The organism is Sphingomonas sp. Marseille-Q8236, from assembly GCF_965112005.1.
Map to the genome: position 1 here is coordinate 2,340,741 of NZ_CBCOPO010000001.1, position 21,656 is coordinate 2,362,396.

16 protein-coding genes are annotated in these 21,656 nt (G+C 65.9%); 8 read left to right on the forward strand and 8 right to left on the reverse strand.

What is annotated here, in order from left to right; all coding sequences use genetic code 11:
• The first annotated feature begins 84 nt into the window (after positions 1-84).
• On the forward strand, positions 85-1,134 hold the full coding sequence (locus ACWPWT_RS11270; protein ID WP_454279690.1) for a LacI family DNA-binding transcriptional regulator: 1,050 nt from the start codon (positions 85-87) through the stop codon (positions 1,132-1,134).
• Between the two features lie 18 nt (positions 1,135-1,152).
• Here the strand turns inward: ACWPWT_RS11270 and ACWPWT_RS11275 are convergent, their stop codons facing one another.
• Entirely contained in the window at positions 1,153-2,268 is a 1,116-nt protein-coding gene (locus tag ACWPWT_RS11275; protein ID WP_454279691.1) for a glycoside hydrolase family 68 protein, read from the reverse strand.
• Between the two features lie 54 nt (positions 2,269-2,322).
• Positions 2,323-3,690 carry an MFS transporter gene (locus ACWPWT_RS11280; RefSeq protein ID WP_454279692.1) on the reverse strand — a complete coding sequence of 456 codons (1,368 nt, stop codon included), beginning with the start codon at positions 3,688-3,690 and terminating at the stop codon, positions 2,323-2,325.
• A 175-nt stretch (positions 3,691-3,865) separates the two neighbouring features.
• On the opposite strand from ACWPWT_RS11280, the gene ACWPWT_RS11285 reads away from it, so the two are divergent.
• On the forward strand, positions 3,866-4,321 hold the full coding sequence (locus tag ACWPWT_RS11285; protein WP_261268211.1) for a hypothetical protein: 456 nt from the start codon (positions 3,866-3,868) through the stop codon (positions 4,319-4,321).
• A gap of 7 nt (positions 4,322-4,328) precedes the next feature.
• Here the strand turns inward: ACWPWT_RS11285 and ACWPWT_RS11290 are convergent, their stop codons facing one another.
• On the reverse strand, positions 4,329-6,554 hold the full coding sequence (locus ACWPWT_RS11290; RefSeq protein WP_454279693.1) for a S9 family peptidase: 2,226 nt from the start codon (positions 6,552-6,554) through the stop codon (positions 4,329-4,331).
• Between the two features lie 192 nt (positions 6,555-6,746).
• Here ACWPWT_RS11290 and ACWPWT_RS11295 point away from each other — a divergent pair, with 192 nt between their 5' ends.
• Entirely contained in the window at positions 6,747-8,105 is a 1,359-nt protein-coding gene (locus ACWPWT_RS11295) for an FAD/NAD(P)-binding protein (RefSeq protein WP_454279694.1), read from the forward strand.
• Between the two features lie 21 nt (positions 8,106-8,126).
• On the opposite strand, the gene ACWPWT_RS11300 is transcribed toward ACWPWT_RS11295, so the two are convergent.
• Complete coding sequence (locus ACWPWT_RS11300; RefSeq protein WP_454279695.1) at positions 8,127-9,641, reverse strand: tryptophan halogenase family protein; 1,515 nt, start codon at positions 9,639-9,641, stop codon at positions 8,127-8,129.
• A 241-nt stretch (positions 9,642-9,882) separates the two neighbouring features.
• On the opposite strand from ACWPWT_RS11300, the gene ACWPWT_RS11305 reads away from it, so the two are divergent.
• Both ACWPWT_RS11305 and ACWPWT_RS11310 read left to right on the forward strand, forming a co-directional pair.
• Positions 9,883-12,441 carry a TonB-dependent receptor domain-containing protein gene (locus tag ACWPWT_RS11305; RefSeq protein WP_454279696.1) on the forward strand — a complete coding sequence of 853 codons (2,559 nt, stop codon included), beginning with the start codon at positions 9,883-9,885 and terminating at the stop codon, positions 12,439-12,441.
• Between the two features lie 65 nt (positions 12,442-12,506).
• Entirely contained in the window at positions 12,507-13,529 is a 1,023-nt protein-coding gene (locus ACWPWT_RS11310; RefSeq protein WP_454279697.1) for a LacI family DNA-binding transcriptional regulator, read from the forward strand.
• A gap of 70 nt (positions 13,530-13,599) precedes the next feature.
• Here the strand turns inward: ACWPWT_RS11310 and ACWPWT_RS11315 are convergent, their stop codons facing one another.
• Positions 13,600-14,025, reverse strand: a complete 426-nt coding sequence (locus ACWPWT_RS11315; protein ID WP_454279698.1) for an organic hydroperoxide resistance protein — start codon at positions 14,023-14,025, stop codon at positions 13,600-13,602.
• Between the two features lie 109 nt (positions 14,026-14,134).
• Between ACWPWT_RS11315 and ACWPWT_RS11320 the strand changes: the two genes are divergently transcribed.
• Positions 14,135-14,593 carry a MarR family winged helix-turn-helix transcriptional regulator gene (locus ACWPWT_RS11320; RefSeq protein WP_454279699.1) on the forward strand — a complete coding sequence of 153 codons (459 nt, stop codon included), beginning with the start codon at positions 14,135-14,137 and terminating at the stop codon, positions 14,591-14,593.
• A 128-nt stretch (positions 14,594-14,721) separates the two neighbouring features.
• Here ACWPWT_RS11320 and ACWPWT_RS11325 read toward each other — a convergent pair whose 3' ends face one another.
• The 3 genes from ACWPWT_RS11325 to ACWPWT_RS11335 form a co-directional block, all read right to left on the reverse strand.
• On the reverse strand, positions 14,722-17,115 hold the full coding sequence (locus ACWPWT_RS11325; protein ID WP_454279700.1) for a hypothetical protein: 2,394 nt from the start codon (positions 17,113-17,115) through the stop codon (positions 14,722-14,724).
• 108 nt (positions 17,116-17,223) lie between these two features.
• On the reverse strand, positions 17,224-18,087 hold the full coding sequence (gene yghU / locus ACWPWT_RS11330; protein ID WP_454279701.1) for a glutathione-dependent disulfide-bond oxidoreductase: 864 nt from the start codon (positions 18,085-18,087) through the stop codon (positions 17,224-17,226).
• Positions 18,088-18,162: 75 nt separating this feature from the next.
• Entirely contained in the window at positions 18,163-19,674 is a 1,512-nt protein-coding gene (locus ACWPWT_RS11335; RefSeq protein WP_454279702.1) for an ArnT family glycosyltransferase, read from the reverse strand.
• A gap of 244 nt (positions 19,675-19,918) precedes the next feature.
• Here ACWPWT_RS11335 and ACWPWT_RS11340 point away from each other — a divergent pair, with 244 nt between their 5' ends.
• Positions 19,919-20,818, forward strand: a complete 900-nt coding sequence (locus tag ACWPWT_RS11340) for a glycosyltransferase family 2 protein (protein WP_454279703.1) — start codon at positions 19,919-19,921, stop codon at positions 20,816-20,818.
• The gene (locus tag ACWPWT_RS11345) at positions 20,793-21,593 is read left to right on the forward strand and encodes a ChbG/HpnK family deacetylase (protein WP_454279704.1); all 801 of its coding nucleotides are present in this window, start codon (positions 20,793-20,795) and stop codon (positions 21,591-21,593) included. The genes ACWPWT_RS11340 and ACWPWT_RS11345 overlap by 26 nt, the downstream gene beginning before the upstream one ends.
• Positions 21,594-21,656 lie beyond the last annotated feature (63 nt).

Below are 21,656 nucleotides of genomic sequence, written 5' to 3' on the forward strand. Positions count from 1 at the left end.
GATCGTCCTGATCCATGTAAGTTCTGGCACGGAAAATTCCGAGCCCGCTTGTCGGATATGGGCCCCTACGGTTAGCGTTATCCCATGACCGAAAATTTCACGGGGGAAGGCGATCGTCGCGTTCGCACGATCGCGGATCTGGCGCAGATGGCAGGGGTGTCGCCGGGCACCGTTTCGCGCGCACTGGCGGGCAAGTCGCTGGTCAATGCCGAGACGCGCGCGCGCATCCAGGCGCTGGCCGATCAACATGGTTTCCGCCCCAACCAGATGGCCAGCCGGTTGCGCACCCGTCGCACCGGCGTCATCGGCATCGTCGTGCCGCTGGGCCATGAACGGCGCCAGCACTTGTCCGACCCCTTCTTCATGACCATGCTGGGCTATCTGGCCGATGGACTGACCGAGAATGGCTATGACGTCATGCTGTCGCGGGTCATTCCAGACGCCACCGACTGGCTGGACCGGGTGGTGGACAGCGGCATGGTCGATGGCGTCCTGCTGATCGGCCAGTCGGACCAGTATGACGCGATCGAACGGGTCGCGCGCCGCTATCGCCCGCTGGTCGCCTGGGGCGTCACCTTGCCCGATCAGGTCCATACTGCGGTGGGTACCGATAATGCGCTGGGCGGGCGTTTGGCGGGACAACGGCTGATCGAGCGGGGGTGCCGCCGTATCGCGTTTCTGGGCGATGTCAGCGCCCCCGAAATTCGCCTGCGCCATGACGGCGTAGCCCGCGCCATGGCGGAGGCAGGGCTGGAGGGTGCGCTGATCCAGCTTTCCACGCACCTCGCCTCCGACGTGATGGAGCAGGAGATCGCGGCGCATATCGACGCTCTGCTGGAGCAGGGCGGTGGCACCATGCCAATCGATGCGATCGTCGCCGCGTCCGACATGATCGCCATGACCGCCGTTCGCGTACTGGCCGATCGGGCGATCGCGGTGCCCGACATGCTGCCCGTCATCGGCTATGACGATCTGCCCGTCGCCGCGCAGGCGGTGCCGCGCATCACCACCATTCGTCAGGACATTGCGGCGGGGGCGCGGGCGATGGTCGACGCGCTGTTCGCCCGGATCGGCGGAGAAGAGGCGGGCTCGGTGATCCTGACCCCCGAACTGATCGCCCGCGACTCCGCTTGAACCGGGCCTGATAGCGGATCAGGCGATCGTCACCCGGTCGCCATCGAAGTTCAGCCGGAACCAGGGCGCGGCGGTCCCGCCGAAGCGTTCGCGACGAAGCGCCGGATCGGCGCTGGCGTCGCTCCCGGCCAGGCCCCAATAATCGACGAAGCTGGTCACGTCGCCCTCATAGGTGACCCACCAGCAATAGGCCTGGGTCGGTTCCTCGACCGGATTGCCCGCGACCAGCCCGGTGCCGTTGACCGGCCGCCAGGGTCCTTCGAAACGGTCCGCGACCATCGCATAGAGCCCGGTCGGTGCGTCCAGGCTGGGGGCGAAGCGCTTTGCCTGCGTCGACCAGAAGCAATAATAGCGGCCGTCGCGTAGGATGACGTGCGGCCGCTCCAACTCGCTGTTGACGCCCAGCGCCTCGATCAGCGGCGGCTGGATGGCCCAACCGTCGCCCGTGCGTCGGGCGACCCCGACGACGCCGTCGACATCCTGGTTCACCCAGCCCGCCGATCCGACGAACAGCAGATATTCCGCCCCATCCGCCGGATCGCGGAAATAGCCCGGATCGCGAAAGCCCTTGATGCCGCCATTTTCGGGTTCCGCCTGGTTGGCGACGATATAGTGATGGCCGTCCGCCACAACGCTCTCGACCGGCTCGCTCCAGCCCTCGCAGCGCCCCTCATCGGCGAGGAAGCGGCCCTGCGTCTCGAACAGTCGCTGTTCGAAGGTGCGGGGCCCGCCGCGCCGTCCCGAGGCGGTGAAATACATGGTCAGCGTGGTGTCGTCCTCGCCCAGCACCGCCGAGCCCGACCATTCGCGGCTGCCCGGCGTGAAGCCGTCGGGAAAGGTCACGCCATGATCGCGCCAGCCGTCCGCACCATAGCTGGTCAGGCGGATGCGCGCTTCGTCATGACGCATTTCGGGGTCGTCGAAGCGCGGCGTCGCCAGGAAGAACCACCAGCTCCGCTCCCCGAAAAAGGCGGTGCGGCCGTCGGCATAGGCGATCTGCCACATGTCCCACAGATCATGGTCGGGCAGGATCGGGACGACATCGGCGGCCGTGAATACGGGCAGGCGCGCATCCGTCTGGGCGGCGATCCCGGCCAGCGCGTCGGCCGACCAATGGGTGGGGGTGGTCGTCATAATACCTCGGGATCAGATTTGGGGGATCAGAAAAGGGGAGCAGGAATTGGGAGATCAGGCCTGCGATGCAGCGCCGAGCGGCACCCCCTGCGGCCCGCGCGCGCGGACCCAGTAGACCGACGCCGCCGCGAACAGCATCAGCACGCCGCACAGGGTCAGGACGTTGCGCGGATCGCCGCCAAGCCAGCTTTGATAGAAAAGGGGCAGGGTCACGCCGAAGATCAGCATCGGAATGACGATCATCATGTTGAAGATGCCCATATAGACGCCGGTCCGTTCGGGCGGGATCGAGCCCGCCAGAATGACATACGGGTTGCCCATCATGCTCGCCCAGCCGAGCCCGATGCCTATGGCGGGGAGGAACAGCATCGCCTTGCTGGTCATATGGGGCATCGTCATCATGCCGATGCCGGTGATGACCAGGCACAGTGCATGGAGCGGTGCGGCACCGATCCGCTTGGCGAGCGGCACCATGGCGAAGGCGGCGACGAAGGCCACCCCGTTATAGAAGGCCGCGACCTCGCCATTGGTCAGGACGGCGGCGTGAAAGCCCGACGAAGTGGCATCGGCGGTGCCATAGACTGAGCGGCCGATCGCATAGATGACGTAATTCCAATAGGCCATCATCGCATACCATTGGAACAGGCTCATCAGGGCCAGCTTGCGCATCGGCATCGGCATGGCGCGGATCGCGTCGCCGATCTCCTTCAGCGTCGCGCCGATCCCCTTGGGCGCGGCGGCGATACGGGCGCGATCCTCGGTCGTGAGGGGGAGTTCGGGCACCCGTCGGATCGACCAGATGATCGTGGCGAAGGACAGGACCGCGCCGATCATGAACACGACGCGTGCCGTATAGGGAATATGATGCCCGTCGACCCAGTCCGGGTTCATTCCCGCCCAAACCAGGATCGAGGGGGTCAGGAAAGCAAGCATCTGGGCAAGCCCAGTAAAGGCGCTCTGCGTCAGGAAGCCGATATTATGCTGCGCCCCGTCGAGCCGGTCGGAGACATAGGCGCGGTAGGGCTCCATGGTGATGTTGTTGCCCGCGTCCAGAATCCACAGCAGCGACACCGCCATCAGCAGCGACGAACTGAGCGGCATGAAGAACAGGCCCAGGGCGCAAAGCACCGCACCGATCACGAAATAGGGCGTGCGGCGGCCCCAGCGACTGTCCGTCCGGTCGCTCATCGCACCGATCAGCGGCTGGATCAGCAGCCCCGTCATCGGCCCGGCAAGCTGAAGAAGCGGAATCTGCGCTTCCGACGCGCCGAGATAGCTGTAGATCGGCGCCATATTGCCCTGTTGCAATCCAAAGCTGAATTGGAGTCCGAGGAAGCCGAGATTCATTTCCAGAATGCGGCTCAGGGACAGGCGGGGCTTGATCGGGGCCATGGTTCCGGCGGCGGGGGTGGACGGGGTCATGCGAATCCTCTCGCACGCGGGGGAAGGGCCATGGTCTATCGCTGGCTTGCCGCGTCGGGCTCGATCATGCCGTGGCTTTCAGAGGAATGCAACAAACGATTGCAAGGAATGCGACCGGTGGCGACTTGCCTGTGGTGCGGAGCCCGACGATAGTCGGACAGGAGGGAGAAACGCATTGATCCATCTTGGAATATTGGCACTGCTCACCCCTTTGCCTGCCATGACGGCGGCGGAGAGGAAAGTGTCGTGCGAACTGGGCAAGACGGTCCTTGCCGACATGCCGATCACGTCGGAGGCGGGCCGCTATATCGACACGGATTCCGGGCAGGCCGGTCTGCTGGCGCTATGCCCGGAATTGGCGGGAAAGCTGCCCGCCGGCTATCGGGCGGCAGACGCGGATGCGCGTTTGCGGGCCAGCATTCATGCGCCCCCCTTGGCGGGACCCCGGCCGCCGGTCGCCATTCTATACACGATCGGTCTTCCGGAGATCGATAAGGACGGGCGCCATGCCAAGCTGACCCTCACCACCGAATGTACCGGAATGTGTGGCAGCGGAATGCTCTATCGCTATGTCCGCACGAGCCGGGGATGGCGACGCGATGGCCCTCCATCCCCGCTATGGGTTTCGTGATCCCGGCTTATCGCCCGCCGGGGGGCAGGTTGGTCTCCAGATAGCGGGTCATCAGCGAATAGAGGTGGATGCTGGTATTCTCGCCCTCATAGATGCCGTGGCTGCGATCGGGATAGGCCATCATCGTGAAGGGCTTGTTGAAGTGGATCAGGCGATCCACCAACTGATCCTGGTTCTGGTAATGGACATTGTCGTCCAGCGTGCCGTGGATCAGCAGCAGATTGCCCTTCAGCCGGTCGGCGAAGGTTATGGGCGAGCCGTTCTTATACCCTTCGGCATTGTCGTCGGGCAGGCCCATATACCGCTCCTGATAAATGGTATCGTAGAGCTTCATGTCGGTCGGTCCGGCGATCGCAATGCCGGTCTTGTAGAGGTCTGGATAGCGGAACAAGGCGTTCTGCGTCATCGCGCCGCCGCCGCTCCAGCCCCAGATGCCGATCCGAGCGGGGTCGATATAGGGCCGCGTCGCCAGCATCTTGCGTACTCCTGCCGCATAATCGGCCGAGGCGAGGATACCGACCTGGCGATAGATGCTCTTGCGCCAATCGCGCCCGCGCGGGGTGGCGGTGCCACGCGGATCGAGGCTGGCGACCAGATAGCCCTTTTGCGCGAGCATCCGGTGCCACAGCCCCTGTGCCCCCGCCCAGCGGTCCGCGACCGTCTGGCCCCAGGGTTCGCCATAGACGAAGTAGAGGATCGGATAGCGCTTGGCCGGATCGAAGCCGGGCGGCTTGATCAGCCATCCGTCGAGTTGCGTCCCGCCGCCGATATCGACGCGGAAGAATTCGGTCGCGGGCAGGCCGCTGTCGGTGACTTCCTTCGCCAGCGGCGCATTCGCGGCCAAGGTACGCAGCGGCTGCTGACGGGTCATGTCGAGCATGTCGGTGACCGGCGGCGCGTCGAAGCGCGAGACGGTGTGCAGTGCCCAATGTTCGCCGGGCGCAATGTCGTAGCTATGGGTGCCCGGCTGGTCCTCCGGGGTCAGCCGCTCGACCCTGGGGCGGCCGGACAGCGTGGTGCGGTAGAGATAGCGCTGGGTCGGATTGTCGGGCGAAGCGATGAACCAAGCATAGCCCGCCTTCTCGTCGACATGGAGCAGATCGACGACGTCGAACTTGCCCGGCGTACGGAGCGTCGCGCGGCCCGTCGCCCGGTCGACGGTGTAGAGGTGACGCCAGCCGTCCCGCTCGGACAGCCAGGTAAAGGCGCCGCCGCCCTTCAGCCATTCGGGCGCGGCATTCGCCTCGACCCAGGCGGCGTCCTTTTCGACTAGGATCGGCTTCACCGCACCGGTCGCGGGATCGCCGAGCAGGACATTGTAACTGTTCTGGAGCCGGTTGGACTGCTGGATGAAGAGCGCCTCCGGTCCGCCCGCCCAGCTGATCTGCGGCACGTAATTCTGACGCGGGTCGCCAGACAGCTTGAACCAGCGGGTCGCACCGCCGTCCAGGTCGATCGCGCCGACCGTCACCGCCGAGTTGGTCGTGCCCGCCTTGGGATATTGCAGCGGAATGACCTTGGAATATTGGCCGCCGGTGTTCTTGATCATGTCGAAGGTGCCGACGCCCTTCGTATCGAAGCGCAGAAAGGCGATACGCTTGGAATCCGGGCTCCATTCGAACGCGCGGTGGACCGAGAATTCCTCCTCATAGACCCAGTCGGCCAGGCCGTTGACGACATAGTCGTCACCGTCCCTGGTCAGCGCGGTGGGCGCACCGCCGGAGATCGGTTCGACATAGATGTTGTTCGCGCGGACATAGGCGATGCGGCTGCTGTCGGGGGAAACCGTGGCGTAGAGCAGGGTGGAGGGCGCGGCGTCCTTGCCGACCTTGTGCAGCCGCTTGTTGGCGACGTCGTACAGCCAGTAATCGGACAGTGCGTTGGTCCGGCGGAAGCGCTGGCCGTTGGTCTGGATCAACAGCCAGCGATTGTCGGGCGACCATTCATAGCTGTCGATGGACAAGGGGGCGCCTGCACCCGGCGGCACCAGATCGGACGCGGCGACCACGACCTGTCGCTTTCCGTCGGCGATCGCGTAGCGGACGATGTCCTGTCCGCCCTGGGCCGCGCTTTCGAGCGCGAGATAGCTTTCGCCGTCCTTGCCCCAGCGGCTTTCGCGGACGGATTCGGTGCGGACGGCCTTCGGGCCGAAAATGCCCTCAACCGACAGGCTTTCCGTCGAGGCGGGCGTTGTGGTGGCAGCGGGGGTCTGAGCGGCGAGGGGGACGGCCATCGCGATGGACGACAGGGAAACCAAAAGATCGGAAATCCGCCAACACGACCGCATCGAAACGTCCACTTGCCCAGAGATGATGCCGATAGCGTAACGCTCGGATGTAAAATCGTATACTGAAATCTGCGTGAAGAGGTGGCGCGATCCGATTAGAGGGTGAGGCGACGCCAGCGGAAAAGGACGAGCGGACCAATGACGACGGGGATCGATCATGTCGCGATCATCGGTGGCGGCTTTGCGGGGACGCTGCTGGCCATCAATCTGGTTCGCCATGGCGGGCCGCGGGCGACGCTGATCGAACGGCGGGCCAATCAATTGGCGCGGGGCGTCGCCTATAGCGCCGCGCATGCCGAGCATCTGCTGAACGTCCGGGCAGGCAATATGAGCGCCCTGCGGGACGATCCCGATCATTTCGTCCGCTGGCTGGTCGCGCGCGGGGCGGGGGATGCCAAGACCTTCGTGCCGCGCCGGGTATATGGCGATTATCTCCGCGATCTGCTGATGGAGACCATCGCCGCCGATCCGGCTCGGTTGACGCTTGCCTCGGGCGAGGTGGTGGCGCTCGACCGGGAGGGGGCGGGCTATCGGCTGACGATGGAGGGCCGCGCGCTGTCCGCCGACGCGGTCGTGCTGGCGCTCGGCAACCTGCCGCCGCACAGTCCGCCGGGAATCGATCCGGCCGCGCTGGTGGAGGGCTGCTACCGGGAGGACCCTTGGGCGGGCGATATTGCCGAAGGGCTGGGGCCGGACGACCGGGTCTTGCTGGTCGGCAGCGGGTTGACCGCGATCGACGCGGCGCTGCTGCTGGATGCGAGCGGGTTCGGTGGGCGGCTTACCGCCATGTCGCGGCGGGGCCTGGCGCCGCGTCGCCATGCCGAAACGCCGCCCGCCATGCCGCTGCGAGAGCGGCCCGCCGCCAGCCTGTCGGCGCTGGTGCGGCATGTGCGCTGTGCCGCAGACGAGCAGGGCTGGCGCGCGGCGGTCGATGCCTTGCGGCCCGTGACCCAGATGATGTGGGGTGCCGCCGATGGCGCAACCCGCGCCCGCTTTCTGCGGCATTTGCGCCCCTATTGGGACGTGCATCGGCACCGGTTGGCCCCTTCGGTTGCCGATCGGGTCGATGCGCTGGTCGAGGCGGGGCGGTTGTCCATCGCGGGCGGCAAGCTGGTGCGGGTCGAGTGCGATGGCGACGGGGCCCTCGTCCATTGGCGACGGCGCGGGGCCGACAAAGTGGAGGCGATGCGTGTGGCGCGGATCGTCAATTGCACGGGGCCGCAGGGAGATTTGCTGCGATCGCGCGAGCCGCTGATCCGGCAATTGCTGAGCCAGGGCATGATCCGGCCGGATGCGCTACGGATCGGGCTGGAGGTCGATGCGCAGAGCCATGTCGTGGCGGGCGATGGCGGAGTGGATGACCGCCTCTATTGCATCGGCCCGATGACGCGCGGCGGTTTGTGGGAAGTGGTGGCGGTGCCGGACCTGCGGCAACAGAATTGGGAATTGGCACGGCGGCTGGCGCACGCCCAATGGGTGGGCGGTGAGGGGCTGTAAATCCCCCCGCGCCGGAGAGAATCAGGCCAGGGCCCCGATCCGTTTCAGCCAATCCGCATGGGCCGGCATCGATTCCGCCATCTGCCCGATCGCGCCCGCCAGCTTGCCGACAAAGGTCCGGCTCTGTGCAGGCTCGCCATAGGCCAGCAGCGGGTCAAGTCCCTGGGGCATGTTGAACTGCCCGATATGCACCGCCGCCCAACTCGCCGGGCCGAACAGGTCCATGTCGCGCGCGACCAGACGACCAGCCGTGCGGAAATGCGCGATCTTCATCGCCAGCGTCTCCGGGATCGGCATCGCCGCGCATTCGCGCCACAGGGCCGAATCCTGTCGCTCGGTCAGCTTGTAGTGCAGGATCAGAAAGTCGCGGATCCGCTCATATTCGGTGATCGCGACGCGGTTATATTCGGTGATGGCCTCGGGCTCGAAGGCTCGGGTGGGGAAATAGGCGAGCAGCTTGGCGATGCCCGCCTGGATTAGATGAATGCTGGTCGACTCCAGCGGCTCCATGAAGCCGCTCGACAGGCCGATGGCCACGACATTGCGGTTCCACATCAGCTTGCGCCGACCGGTGGTGAAGCGCAGGAAGCGCGGATCGCCCAATGCCTCTCCGTCCAGATTGGCCACCAGCGTCGCGGCCGCTGCGTCATCCGAGATGTGGCGGCTGCAATAGACATAGCCATTGCCCGTGCGGTGCTGGAGCGGAATGCGCCATTGCCATCCCGCCGCCCGCGCGGTCGAACGGGTATAGGGCGTCAGACCGTCGCCGCCGGTGACGCATGGCGCCGCCACCGCCCGGTCGCAGGGCAGCCAGTGGGTCCAATCCTCATACCCCGTGCCCAGCGCCTCTTCGATCAGCAGCCCGCGAAAGCCCGAGCAATCGACGAACATATCCGCCGCCAGCGTCCGGCCATCCTCCAGCGTGACCGAGGCGACATGGCCGCGCGAACCCTCCAGGCGATGGTCGGCGATCTTGCCCTCGACCCGGATCACCCCGCGTGCCTCGGCATAGCGGCGCAGGAAACGGGCATAGAGGCCTGCGTCGAAATGATAGGCATAGTCGAAGGTCGAGGCGACGCTGCGCGGGTCGGTCATCGGCGCGGCGAACCGGCCGCGCTTGGCGGCACCCCATGCCATGGACAGGTCGTCGAAGGCGATGCCGCTGTCCGGCCCTCCCGCCGCCAGCCAATGCTGATGCACCGCGACCAGATCGAAGGATTTGCCGTGCGTGCCGAAGGGGTGGAAATAGCGATGCCCCTCGCGCCCCCAGCCGACGAATTCGATGCCGAGCTTGTAACTGCCCTTGGTCTCGCGCAGGAATTCGGCCTCGTCGATGCCCAGCGTCTGGTTGAACAGGCGGATCGGCGGGATGGTCGCCTCGCCCACGCCGACCGTGCCGATGGCGTCCGACTCGACCAGCGTGATGGTCAGCCCGCGTGGGCTGGCATGGGCGAGGACGGCGGCGGTCATCCAACCCGCCGTGCCGCCACCGACGATCAGGACGGACCGGATCGCATCGGGGGGAGTATCGCTCATTCTGCCATCCTCTTCTTCACGCCTTGATCCTGACGGTCCGGGTCGCGCGCCTGTCCCTTGGCATATCATGCAAAGGTTTGCGATCCCACCGCCATGACGGCGTCGGTCATGCTGTGTTTTCTCGATCACAGTCATGCAGATTTTATGCAATGGTTTGCAAAAGTCGTGTTGCAAACGATTGCGAGTATGCTAACCCTTAATCACGACATCCCGGACACCGGGGCGAATCAGGAGAGGGTGAATGAAGACGAGCGTTCTGCGGTCCTGTGGATCGATGGCAGCTTTGGCGATGGCGCTGGTGAGCTTCCCGGCCTTCGCGCAGACCAATGATCCCCAGGCGACGACCGCGCAGCCGGCTCCGACCGGTTCGGGCAACGTAGCCCAGGCCGGTAGCATCCCCGACGCCGGTGTGCAGAGCGAAGACATCGTCGTCACCGCGACCAGCGGCGAGCGCTCGCGCTTCCGCAGCTCGATCTCGGTGTCGCAGGTCAGCCAGGAAGCCATCCAGAATTTCACCCCGCGCTCGACCGCGGAAATCCTGCGCAACATCCCGGGTCTTCAGCCCAGCGATACCGCGGGTCCGGGCGGCAACGCCAATATCGGCGTGCGCGGCATCCCCGTTTCGACCGGCGGCTCGGAATATGTCTCGCTGCAGGAAGACGGCTTGCCCGACGTCCTGTTCGGCGACATCAACTTCGGCAACAACGACTATTGGCTGCGCTTCGACCAGAACATCAAGACGGTCGAGGCGGTGCGCGGCGGTTCGGCCTCGACCTTCGCCAGCCAGGCGCCGGGTGCGGTGATCAACTTCATCAGCAAGACCGGCGACATCAAGGGCGGCCAGGTCGCCTATTCCAACGGCTTGGGCTTCCGTGAACATCGCGTCGACTTCGACTATGGTGGCCCGATCGACGACAGCACGCGCTTCCACATCGGCGGCTATGCGCGCAACGGCGGCGGCTACACCAACGAGAATTTCAACATCCTGCGCGGCTACCAGATCAAGGCGAACATCACCAAGGATCTGCCCGACAATCGCGGCTTCATCCGTCTGTATTTCAAGCGGCTGGACGAGCAGGCGCCGACCAACACCACCACGCCGACGCTGGCGACGCTGGACGGCAATCGCGTGACCGGCTTCACCCCGCTGCCCAATTTCGACGGGCGTTCGGGTTCGGCCTATACGATCTACAACCGCAACTTCCAGTATCTGGACTATGACAATGGCGGCGTGAAGTCGGCAGAAGTGCAGGGCATCCACCCGCGCGTCACCGGCATCAGCGGCCAGATCCACTACGACTTCAACGACAATATCTCGCTCGACGACACGATGCGCTATCAGTGGATCAGCGGGAATTTCACGACGCAGTTCATCAATGTCCAGACGCTGACCGGCAGCGGCGGCCTGATCGGCTCGACCGTCAACGGCCAGACGGTGGGTTCGGTCCGCTATGCGGCTGGGCCGAAGCTGGGCCAGTTGTTCACGGGAAGCTATGTGAACAACAATCCGAACATCAACGTGTTCATGAAGAACATGGACAATTTCGCCAACAACCTGACCCTGAACGGCAAGTTCCAGGTCGGGCCGGGCAAGGCGCGCCTGACCGCCGGTCTGTTCGTGATGCGGCAGAACATCGTCCAGGACTGGCATGTCAATCGCCAGTATAGCGAGCTGAACGGTAACAACGCCGCGCCGCTCGACCTGTTCTCGACCACCGGCACGCAGCTGACCGCCGCTGGCCAGGCCGGGTTCAACGACAATTGGGGCAGCTGCTGCGCCCGCCGCGTCGACCTGACCTATACCGACGTCGCGCCCTTCCTTCAGGCGGGTTACGAAGTCGGCGGCCTGAACCTCGACGCCTCGGTCCGCTATGACAGCGTGCATGGGGAAGGCACCGCGCAAGGCGGTATCGCGGGTCCGAATACCCGCGTGTCGGATGCGCTGGGCTCGGCGCTGATCCCCTCGCTGGTGCTCAACCCGACGGCCGAGAAGATCAACTATACCGATGGCTATGTCAGCTGGTCGGTCGGTGCCCTCTATGCGTTCAACAGCAAGACCAGCGTCTTTGCCCGCGCCAGCCGGGGTGGCCGCTTCAACGCCGACCGCCGTGTCCTGTCGGGCAATTTCAATGCCGATGGCTCGCTCAACAGCCAGGGGCAGGCGACCTCGGTCAATTATCTCAACCAGCAGGAAATCGGCCTGAAGCAGCGCGGCGGCATCTTCGGCGCGTCCTATTCGGTCGAAATCACCGGCTTCCGCTCGACGCTGACCGAGAATAATTACGACTTCACCCGGATCAACAACCCCGCGCCGAACAACAACCCGAACATCTCCAACGGCTATCGCTCGCTGGGTATCGAGTTCAGCAGCCGGGTGAGCTATGGCAATTTCCATCTGTCCGCCGATGCGACCTATGCGAATTCCAAGATCACCAGCAGCGCGACGGCGGGGCTGGTCGGCAAGAAGCCCGGCGGCCTGCCCGACTTCCTGTTCGTCGTGTCGCCCTCTTACGATGCGGGTCCGATCGCCTTCGGCGTCAGCGTGAACGGTCAGACCAGCACCAAGTCGGACGATTTCAACCTCTACACGATCAAGGGCTCGACCTTCGTCAACGGCTTCGTGACGGTGCGTCCGATGGAGAAGCTGGAACTGGGCCTGAACGTCAACAACCTGTTCGACAAGCTGGGTTTCCGTGGCGGCGGCGGGCTGTTCCCCATCCTGTCCTCGACCCAGGGGGTCTTCAACAATACCGCGCTGTATGGACGAACGCTAACGGCATCGGTCCGTTACCGCTTCTGACCGACAGACAACTTTGGGGCGGGTGCCAATGGCATCCGCCCCTTTTTTCGTTCAGGAGGCAGGCCATGACCGACACGGCCCAACCCGCCCGCACCCTGAAGGACATTGCCCGGCTGGCAGGCGTGTCGCCCGGCACGGTCAGCCGGGCCCTGGCGGGCAAGAGCGTCGTCAATGCCGAGACGCGGCAGCGGATCGAGGCCCTGGCGGCGGAACATAATTTCCAGATCAACCAGATGGCCCGTCGCCTGCGCGCCCAGCGTACGGGGGTGATCGGCCTCGCCATTCCACTGGGGCATGAGCGACGGCAGCGCCTGTCCGATCCCTTCTTCATGACGCTGCTCGGCCATCTCGCGGACGAATTGGCGGCCCGCGACCATGACGTGATGCTGTCGCGGATCATTCCGGATGATGACGACTGGCTGTCGCGCATCACCCGTTCGGGCATGGCCGATGGCGTATTGCTGATCGGCCAATCGGATCAGCTGGCCGTGATCGAGGCGGTCGCGCAAACCTATCTACCGCTCGTCGTCTGGGGCAGCAATCTGGCGGGGCAGCGTCACTGCGCGGTCGGCGTCGACAATCGGCTGGGCGGACGGCTGGCGGGGGAGCATCTGATCGCGACGGGCCGCCGTCATATCGCCTTCATGGGCGAAATCCGCACCCTGGAACTGGCGCAGCGCCATGCCGGGCTGTGCGATGCGCTGGCGCAGGCGGGATTGCCGCCGCCCTATCAGCTGGACGTCGCGCTCGCGCCCGACCTGATGCCCGATCAGATCGCCGCCAATCTGTCGCGGTTGCAGCGGGAGGGGCGGGGGATCGACGGTATCGTCGCGGCCTCCGACATGATCGCGGTGGCGACCATGTCGGCGCTGGCCGCGTCCGGCGTTTCGGTACCGGGCGATGTCGCGGTCACGGGGTTCGACGATCTGCCGCTGGCCGAACGCGCGGTGCCGCGGCTGACCACGATCCGACAGGATCTGGAGGCGGGGGCGAAGGCCATGGTCGAGGCGCTGTTCGCGCGGCTGGACGGACAGGCGGCGCCGGGGCTGGAAATGCCGCCTCGCCTGATCGTGCGGGATTCGGCCTGAGGAAAAAAGAACGGCGCGGTCTTAGGGAAGAATCGACCGCGCCGGTAGGGTCAGGGAGTACGGATGGATGTCAGGCCAGCGTCAGGCCGACATCCACATTGCCGCGCGTGGCATTGGAATACGGGCAGATCTGGTGCGCGGCTTCGACCAGTTTCTCTGCTTCGGCACGGTCGATGCCGGGCAGCGCGACGGTCAGGTCTGCCGTGATCCCGAAACCGCCCGCCGCGCGCGGGCCGATACCGACTTTGGCGGAAACCGACACGTCGTCGGGCACCTTCACCTTCAACTGCTGGCCAGCGACCTTCAGCGCGCCGATGAAGCACGCAGAATAGCCCGCCGCGAACAGCTGTTCGGGATTGGTGCCGTCGCCGCCCGCGCCGCCCAATTCCTTGGGCGTCGACAGCTTGACGTCGAGCGTGCCGTCCTCGGTCCGGGCATGGCCTTCACGGCCACCGGTTGCGCTGGCCTGGGTCTGGTACTTCACGTCGATCGTCACATCTGGTCTCCAATAATCTTTATCGCGATACATAAATGGCGCAAGTGATCGGGCTTGTCCAGCCCTTCTTTTATCGCGATATGTATTTTTTGATTTTGGGAGAATGTGGATGTCGGTGCCGTGGCCACTGGACGATCAGTTATGCTTCGCACTGTACGCGGCCAATATGGCGGTCCAGCGCACCTATAAGCCGATGCTCGACCAGCTTGGCCTGACCTATCCGCAATATCTGGCGCTGCACGTCCTGTGGGAAGAGGATGGCCGGACCATCGGTGCCATCGCCCAGCGGTTGGGGCTTGAGTCCAGCACGGTGACGCCGCTGGTCAAACGGCTGGAGGCCAGCGGGCAACTGGTGCGCGAGCGCGATCCGCAGGACGAGCGTCAGGTGCGTGTGCGTCTGACCCAGGCGGGCCATGCCCTGCGCGACCAGTGCGGCTGCCTGGGCGAGGAGATCATCGCCCGGTCCGGGATGGCGATGGACGACCTGACCGCACTTCGCGGCGAAGTGCGCGCATTGCGTCTGGCGCTCGAACAGCGAGAGGGGGGCGGCGAAGGGAAGGCGGCGTGAAAAGGGGATCGCCGACAGCCCTTTGAGCTGGTGAACCGGGCTATGGCATAGTCCCTTGGTTTTCGGTCCGTCCGGCGATGCCGCCTGCCAATCTCCGTCACGCCTGAGCGGCGGCCAAGATAAACCCCTTACGGCTTTTGCGACAAGGCGAACACCACCCCCGGCGCATCGCGCAGCGTCAGGCTCAGCCCGCCATTCTGCGGCTGCGGCACTGTCAACCGCGCCGCCGTGAAGCCCGGCGGAACGCCGATCGCCCCGGTCATGTCGGCGCTGGCCGCGACCCGCTCGATCAGGAAAAGGTCGCCGCCGGACATCTGGCAACCGTCCGTCGTACAGGCGACAGCATCGATCCGCGGCAGTCGCACCAGCGTGGCGAGCGGTGCCCAGTCACCCCCGATGGCCCCACGCACGATCCGATAGCGGAGCGCGCCCGCCGCCGCCGGCCCCAGTCGCGCCGGATCGAGCGTCGCGACCGCGATGTCGGGCGAGGACAGGCGAACGTCGCGTCCGCCCTCCAGCATGACGCTGGTGTTGCCATCGGCGGTGGCGACCTCGATCGCGTCGGTCGGGGCCAGCCGCGTGCCCTCGGCGGCGCGGATCGAGAAGGTCAGGCGGCTATGGTCGGGCAGGACGGCCTCGTCCCGCGTCGCGAGCGTGACGGCGCCCGCAGCATCCTTGGGCGTCAGGCTGCGCGCGATCAGCGTCGCGGCGGGGCGGGGCGGCACGGGCGTGATCGGCACCGACAGGGTCCGGCCGTCGTCCAGTCGTATCCTGGCGCTGCTCCCATCGGGCAGGCGACCGTCGGCGGCGGTCGCGATCAGCCGATCGCTATCCCCCGCGCGCGTCACCTGATCGGGTGACAAGCGCACGTCGCCCACCTCGACCCCGGCAATCTCGTCCAGCCGCTGGCCGGTCAGCGTCACGAACCGGTCCCCCTTGGCCAGCGTCACCGTGTCGATCCGGCTGGCGGGCGAATAGGCGCGCAAGGTGACGGTGCGCGGAGCGGCATCGCCGATCTGCTGCACCTCCAGCGTGACGTCGCCGCCGCGCGCGTTCTTCAACGGCAGGGTGACCGCGATGCCGTCATTGCCGCGAAGCGTGAAGGACACGGGCTGCGCCGCGCCGCCGGGCGATCGCATGGTGACCCCGGTGACGCAGGCGGCGGCTGGGCCGGTCAGCGTCACCGCATTGTCGCGGCCGACGACCAGGCTCTGCCCCGCATCGCCCGCGCGCCATGCCCCGCCATCGGGGAATTGCAAGGTAAAGCTGGGCCCCTCGAACCCGTCGAAACCCCATTGGCCGTGCAGCTTGGCGGTGACCTTGCCCGACAGGCCACCGGCGGGCAGCGGTTCGGTCAGCACATAGCCGCCCCGGTCCGCCCGTGCCCGGACGGGCAGGTCGATCGTCTTGCCGTCCGCGCTGGTCAGCGACACCGTCATGTTACGGGCAAAGGCAGTCGAATAGATGAGCGGCGCGCCCTCGACCGGCAGGACCAGGCCGGGGCGGGCACCGCAGAGGGGCTGTTCCCCGGTCACGCGCAGACGCGGCGGGCTGACCGCGTCGATGGCCGGCATCGCGGCGACCAGCACCGATTTAGGCTTGGCGAAGGACGGTGCGGCGTTAAGCAGCAGCGACAGCCGATCCCCCTCGCGCGTCGCGAGCGTGGGCAGATAGCCGAATTGCGGATTGCCGAACGCGCCGAACACGCGGGCAATGTCGCGGATCACACCGATATAAGGGCTGTAATAACCCAGCCCGGCCTCGCGTGTATAGCTGAGTTGCAATGCCAAGTCGGTCGGTGCGCCGATCAGCGTGTCGGTCATCGAGCTGCTGTGAATATCTGCAAGCACCAGCGAGTCGCGATTTTCAAGAAGACAGGCCGCCTGCAACTCGATGACGCGGGCCAGGCAATCGGGGTTCAGTTTGATCGCCAGGCTGTTGGACAGCGCCGGGGCGAGGGTGCGCAGAAATTCGGGATGGCTGTTTTCCTGCGCCCGGATCGCCGCGACGAAGGCGTTGAGGCGAGAGCGGTCGAGCGAGGCCTGGTTCAGATCCTGTACCGCGCGGACGAACTCGCCGGGACGGTCGCGCACCGCATCGACGATCGTGCCCGATGCGCCGCCGGTCTCCGGCACCAGGAACAGCGCCATCTGGCGCGCGCCCTTGGGCACGGTCAGGGTCAGGCGGCGATCCTTGTCCTTGGCCTTCCAGGTCTCGGCGGACTGGACCCAATTCTTGGGCGGCGGATTGGTCGCACCGCTGAGAAAGGCGGAGAAGAGGATGTAATGCGCCCGCTGGTCGCTCGGCAGATCCGCCTCGATGGTCAGGCGATCGCCCGCGGCGAGATTGGGCACCTCGGCTATGGGCAGCGTCTTGTCGCCGCGCGTCACCGCGATCCGCAAGGCCGGGCCGGGCAGGTCGAAGGGGGCCGGGTCGGCCGCGCAGAGCGGGCTTTCGACCAGAGCGGCGGCGGCCAGCGCCAGCGTCAAAAGGGGGCGCGGGAGGAAGGAGCGGGGGAGCATGGCAAGGACTTAAGGCGCAGACGGCCGCAGGGATCAACCCATTCGCGGCAGATGACATCGGACCGTCATTTTCAATCCTCCCCATCAGCGATGGGGAGGATTGGCAGGTCAGCCGATCTTGTCGGCGGTCCGCGTCTCGAAATCGCTGGCATCGTGCCGCTCGGGCAGTTGCTCGGCGGGGTCGCCCATGGTGCGGTTGACCATCCGCCCGCGCTTGACCGCCGGGCGTGCGGCCAGTTCCTGGGCCCAGCGCACGACATGGCCATAGTCCTGCACCTGCAGGAATTCGGCCGCGCCGTAGAGATCGCCCAGCACGAGCTGCCCGTACCAGGGCCAGATCGCCATGTCGGCGATGCTATAGTCATCGCCCGCAACATAGCGGTGCTGTTCCAGTTGCCGGTTCAGCACGTCGAGCTGACGCTTGGCCTCCATGGCATAGCGGTTGATCGCATATTCGATCTTCACCGGCGCATAGGCATAAAAATGGCCGAAGCCGCCGCCCAGGAATGGCGCGCTGCCCATCTGCCAGAACAGCCAGGACAGGACCCGCGCCCGCGCGGCGGGCTCGGTCGGCAGGAAGGCGCCGAAGCTCTCGGCCAGATGGGTCAGGATCGCGCCGGATTCGAAGATGGCGAGCGGCTCGTCGCCGCGATGGTCGACCAGCGCCGGTATCTTCGAATTCGGATTGATCTCGACGAACCCGCTGCCGAACTGGTCGCCTTCGCCGATGCGGATCAACCAAGCGTCATATTCCGCATCCGTATGACCGGCGGCGAGCAACTCCTCCAGCATGATCGTGACCTTCACCCCGTTGGGCGTGCCCATCGAGTAGAGCTGGAACGGATGCCGACCGACGGGCAGGGGCTTGTCGTGCGTCGGACCCGCAATCGGCCGGTTGATCGAGGCGAAGCGGCCGCCGCTCTCCTTGTCCCAGGTCCAGATGGCGGGCGGGGTATAGGCGTCGTCACTCATGCGCTTGCGGCTCCATAAGGGGTTCGACGCGGCAAATGGGGCGGGGTGTCAGCGAAAACAACCGCGACCGTGCTTTTATTTCAGAGGCGGAACGAGCCGGTCGCGGCGGACATACAGGACTTCGTGCCGTCTTTCGCGCGGGACCGCCATGACCGGGCGATAGTCGCGGGCGAGAGCCTGGATCATCAGCCTTTGCGTCGCGACGTTCCAGGGCGAGAAAGGATCGTCCAGCGTCACGATGGCGGGCGGGCGGCGGGCAAGGATACGCGCGACCTCCGCCGTCTCGTCCACCCCGATCGCCCCGCGCTCCGCCTCATAGGCGAGCGAGGAGGGAAAGGCATAGGCGGTCGGCGCGCAGCCACCCGACAGATGATAAAGGCTGGAATCCCCGGCAAAGACATAGGGGCATTCGGCGCCATCGACCGCCGCCATGATCCTGGCCATGCGACGGATGCCATCGCCCTCGCTCGGGTCGTTGGTGGCGGCGTGGAAGATGAACAACCCGGTGCCGATCAGGAAGACCGGGACGATCGCCTTTCGCCCCATGCTGAAGGCGGGCGCGGCGGCGAGCGAAAGCGGGGCGACCAGCGGCAAGGCATAATGATCGAAGAACGCGCCGATCATCGCAAAGGCGACCAGCGCGAAAATCAGCCAGATGCGGGTCAGGGTCATGGCGGGGCTTTTCGGCCCCTTGCGCCACGCGACTACGGCACAGGCGATCAGCGGCAGCAACTGGCCCCCGATTCCCGCCAGTCGTCCGACGATCTTCGCCATGGGATAGCCGCGTCTTAGCGTGATCGAGGTGAAGTTGGCGAACCAGAAGGCGTCGAACGCCGCCGGGCCCTTCATCCAATATTGCAGGACGATCAACGCCGTCGGCAACAACCCCAGCGCCATCCAGAGCAGCGCCGCCAATCCCAGCGAGAGGACGCTTGCTCGCGCCCGCCAGAGATAAAAGAGATGGGCAAGCCCGAAGAACGCGCCTTCGACCAACGGAGTATATTTGATCTGGATGGCGATACCGGCCAGCAGGCAGGCCGCCGCACCGCTCGCCACGATCGCGCCCACCGCGCGCCGCTCGGCCAGGCGGGGGAGTTCCAGCGTGAGAACCGCCGCCGCCGTCATCGCCAGATTGTAGAAGACCGGCGACTGGCCGCTCCCGCCGCTGAGCAATGGCAGCCAAAGGATATAGGCTGCGCCCGCCGCCAGCCCGGCGGGCGGGGCCAGCGTCATGCGCCGCGCCGCCAGCCAGATCAGCCAGCCCGTCGCAGCGGCGCATAGCGTGGCGACCAGCTGATAGGCCAGGAAACCATCCCCCGGCAGCAGGCGGAAACCGGCGAACAGCAGGAACAGCCCCGGCGGCTTGCGATCCCAGAGATCGATATAGAGACGTGCGCCGTGCAACAGCCGATCGCCGACCAGCAGATAATATTGCTCGTCTACATGCGTGACCGGATTGCCGTAATCGCGCGCGCGGACCAGCACGGCGAAGATCAGCAGCGCGAACGCCACGACCGTCGGCCTGTCGAGGAGGCGGAGCGTGGCAAAGCGGCTGGCGTTCAAGCGGGACGACGTCAGATCCGTCATTTCGATCCGTTCCGGGTGTGCTGCCGGCGGCCCCGGCTTCGCAGCGCCCATGTCATTGCCGGTCGCCCGATCGCAAAGGAAATCGGCATGGCATCCGCCCGGTGAAAAATTTTTCTTAACCTATGTCCGGTCGGCCGGGGGTGGCGACGTCAGGCTTATGAAACACCTCGACTTGAGCGGAAACGCTGTCGGGCGGGGGCTTTGGCGACGAGGTTGTTTTGGGTTTCATGGGCGGGGTGGGTTGATGCTGCTCGATGCGGAAGGCGCGGCTTGGCGCAATGTTAGGGCCTGCGCCAATGCCGGCAAGACGGAACAGGCACCGGCATATGTTGCGCCATGTTGGACGGTGATCGTGCCCTTCTTCAACGAAGAGGCCGAACTGGCGGCGACGCTGGAAAGTCTGGCGCGGCAGAGGCTGCGCTTTCGGCTGGTGCTGGTGGACAATGGCTCGCTCGACGCCAGCGCGAGGGTAGCGGCGGAGGCGTGCGAGCGGCTGGGCCTGGACCATATCCTGCTGCATCAAGGATTGCCGGGCAAGATCAATGCGCTGCGCCTCGGCCTCGACCATGTCCATACGCGCTTCGTCGCGACGTGCGACGCCGATACGCGGTACCCGGAGACCTATCTGGCCGAGGCGCAGGCGCTGCTGGAACGACCCGGATGCGTCGTCGCGGGGGCCTATTTCATCGCACCGGGTGATGGCGAAGCGGAGCGTCGGCGCGAGTCCGCGACCATCCGTCTGGCCGCGCGACTGCTGCCTCGGCAATGCCATGCGGGCGGTGCGGGGCAAGCCTTTTGCACCAGGACGCTGAAGGCGGCGGGCGGCTTCGATCCGCGCCGCTGGAATTACGTGCTGGAGGATCATGAGGTGATCCACCGGGTGCTGCGCCACGGCACGATGCGTTATGCCGACGGCTTCTGGTGCACGCCCTCCGACCGGGAGCGGGACCGGGAATCGATCCGCTGGACCTTCAGCGAGCGCCTGCTCTACAGCATCGCCGCGCCGTTCGCGGGGGACTGGTTCTTCTACACGTTTCTGGCCCGCCGACTGACGGCCCGGCGGCTGACCACCGAGCGGATGCGCGAAAAGGCCTATCAGAATCTGGCGGGAGTGGTGGGTGAACCGGCTTATTCTATGCGCTGACGATTTCGCCTTTTCCACTGCGGACAGTCTGGTCATCGCCGAACTGCTGAAAGCCGGCAAGCTGAACGCCACGAGTTGCATGACGCTGCGCCCCAATTGGGCGGAGGACAGCGCGATGTTGCGCGACCTGCCCGACACGGCGCAGATCGGGCTTCACCTGACGCTGACCGAAGAGGCGCCGATCCACCCCAATGGCTTTACCCGTGATGGGGTGATGCCGGGGATCGACCCGCTGACCCGGCTGGCGGCGCGCGGGCGACTGGATCCGGGGGAGATCGCCCGCGAGGTCGAGGCGCAGTTCGACCGTTTCGAGTCGGCGATGGGGCGTCCGCCCGCCTTTGTCGACGGGCATCAGCATTCGCACGCGCTTCCCGGCATCCGCCCGATCGTGCTGGCCATCACGCGTCGCCGTGCGCCGGACGCATGGCTTCGCACCTGCGAGGACAAAATCGCCGCGCTGCTCGGCCGGCCCTGGCGCGGCAAGGCGATCGGCAGCGCCTTTCACTCGCGTGGATTGCGCCGCGATGCGGAGGCGGCGGGGCTGCGCTGCAATGACGGCTTTGCCGGGCATTATGGCTTTGACGGCCGCTTTGCGCAGGCCCTTCCGTCTTTTCTCGATCGGGCGGGGCGCTTTCACCTGGTCATGTGTCACCCCGGCGCGGGTACGCGGCCGGGTGACGCCATCGCGGCGGCGCGGCGGGACGAGGCCGATGTCTTGCGCGGGGTTTCGGTTTCGGACATGGCGGCGCAACGCGGGCTGGCCTTCGCCGCCTGACCAGAGGGCGGTGGATTGGGCGATACGGGTCTGGAAGGCCAGTTCATGGAGGCGCGGCCGCTG

What these genes read in the sequence shown, in the direction of transcription:
- ACWPWT_RS11300 (WP_454279695.1), bottom strand. Translation starts at nt 9,641, where the DNA reads ATGAGCGATACTCCCCCCGATGCGATCCGGTCCGTCCTGATCGTCGGT.
- ACWPWT_RS11340 (WP_454279703.1), top strand. Translation starts at nt 19,919, where the DNA reads ATGCTGCTCGATGCGGAAGGCGCGGCTTGGCGCAATGTTAGGGCCTGC.
- ACWPWT_RS11275 (WP_454279691.1), bottom strand. Translation starts at nt 2,268, where the DNA reads ATGACGACCACCCCCACCCATTGGTCGGCCGACGCGCTGGCCGGGATC.
- ACWPWT_RS11335 (WP_454279702.1), bottom strand. Translation starts at nt 19,674, where the DNA reads ATGACGGATCTGACGTCGTCCCGCTTGAACGCCAGCCGCTTTGCCACG.
- yghU (WP_454279701.1), bottom strand. Translation starts at nt 18,087, where the DNA reads ATGAGTGACGACGCCTATACCCCGCCCGCCATCTGGACCTGGGACAAG.
- ACWPWT_RS11295 (WP_454279694.1), top strand. Translation starts at nt 6,747, where the DNA reads ATGACGACGGGGATCGATCATGTCGCGATCATCGGTGGCGGCTTTGCG.
- ACWPWT_RS11320 (WP_454279699.1), top strand. Translation starts at nt 14,135, where the DNA reads ATGTCGGTGCCGTGGCCACTGGACGATCAGTTATGCTTCGCACTGTAC.
- ACWPWT_RS11290 (WP_454279693.1), bottom strand. Translation starts at nt 6,554, where the DNA reads ATGGCCGTCCCCCTCGCCGCTCAGACCCCCGCTGCCACCACAACGCCC.
- ACWPWT_RS11270 (WP_454279690.1), top strand. Translation starts at nt 85, where the DNA reads ATGACCGAAAATTTCACGGGGGAAGGCGATCGTCGCGTTCGCACGATC.
- ACWPWT_RS11310 (WP_454279697.1), top strand. Translation starts at nt 12,507, where the DNA reads ATGACCGACACGGCCCAACCCGCCCGCACCCTGAAGGACATTGCCCGG.
- ACWPWT_RS11280 (WP_454279692.1), bottom strand. Translation starts at nt 3,690, where the DNA reads ATGACCCCGTCCACCCCCGCCGCCGGAACCATGGCCCCGATCAAGCCC.
- ACWPWT_RS11305 (WP_454279696.1), top strand. Translation starts at nt 9,883, where the DNA reads ATGAAGACGAGCGTTCTGCGGTCCTGTGGATCGATGGCAGCTTTGGCG.
- ACWPWT_RS11325 (WP_454279700.1), bottom strand. Translation starts at nt 17,115, where the DNA reads ATGCTCCCCCGCTCCTTCCTCCCGCGCCCCCTTTTGACGCTGGCGCTG.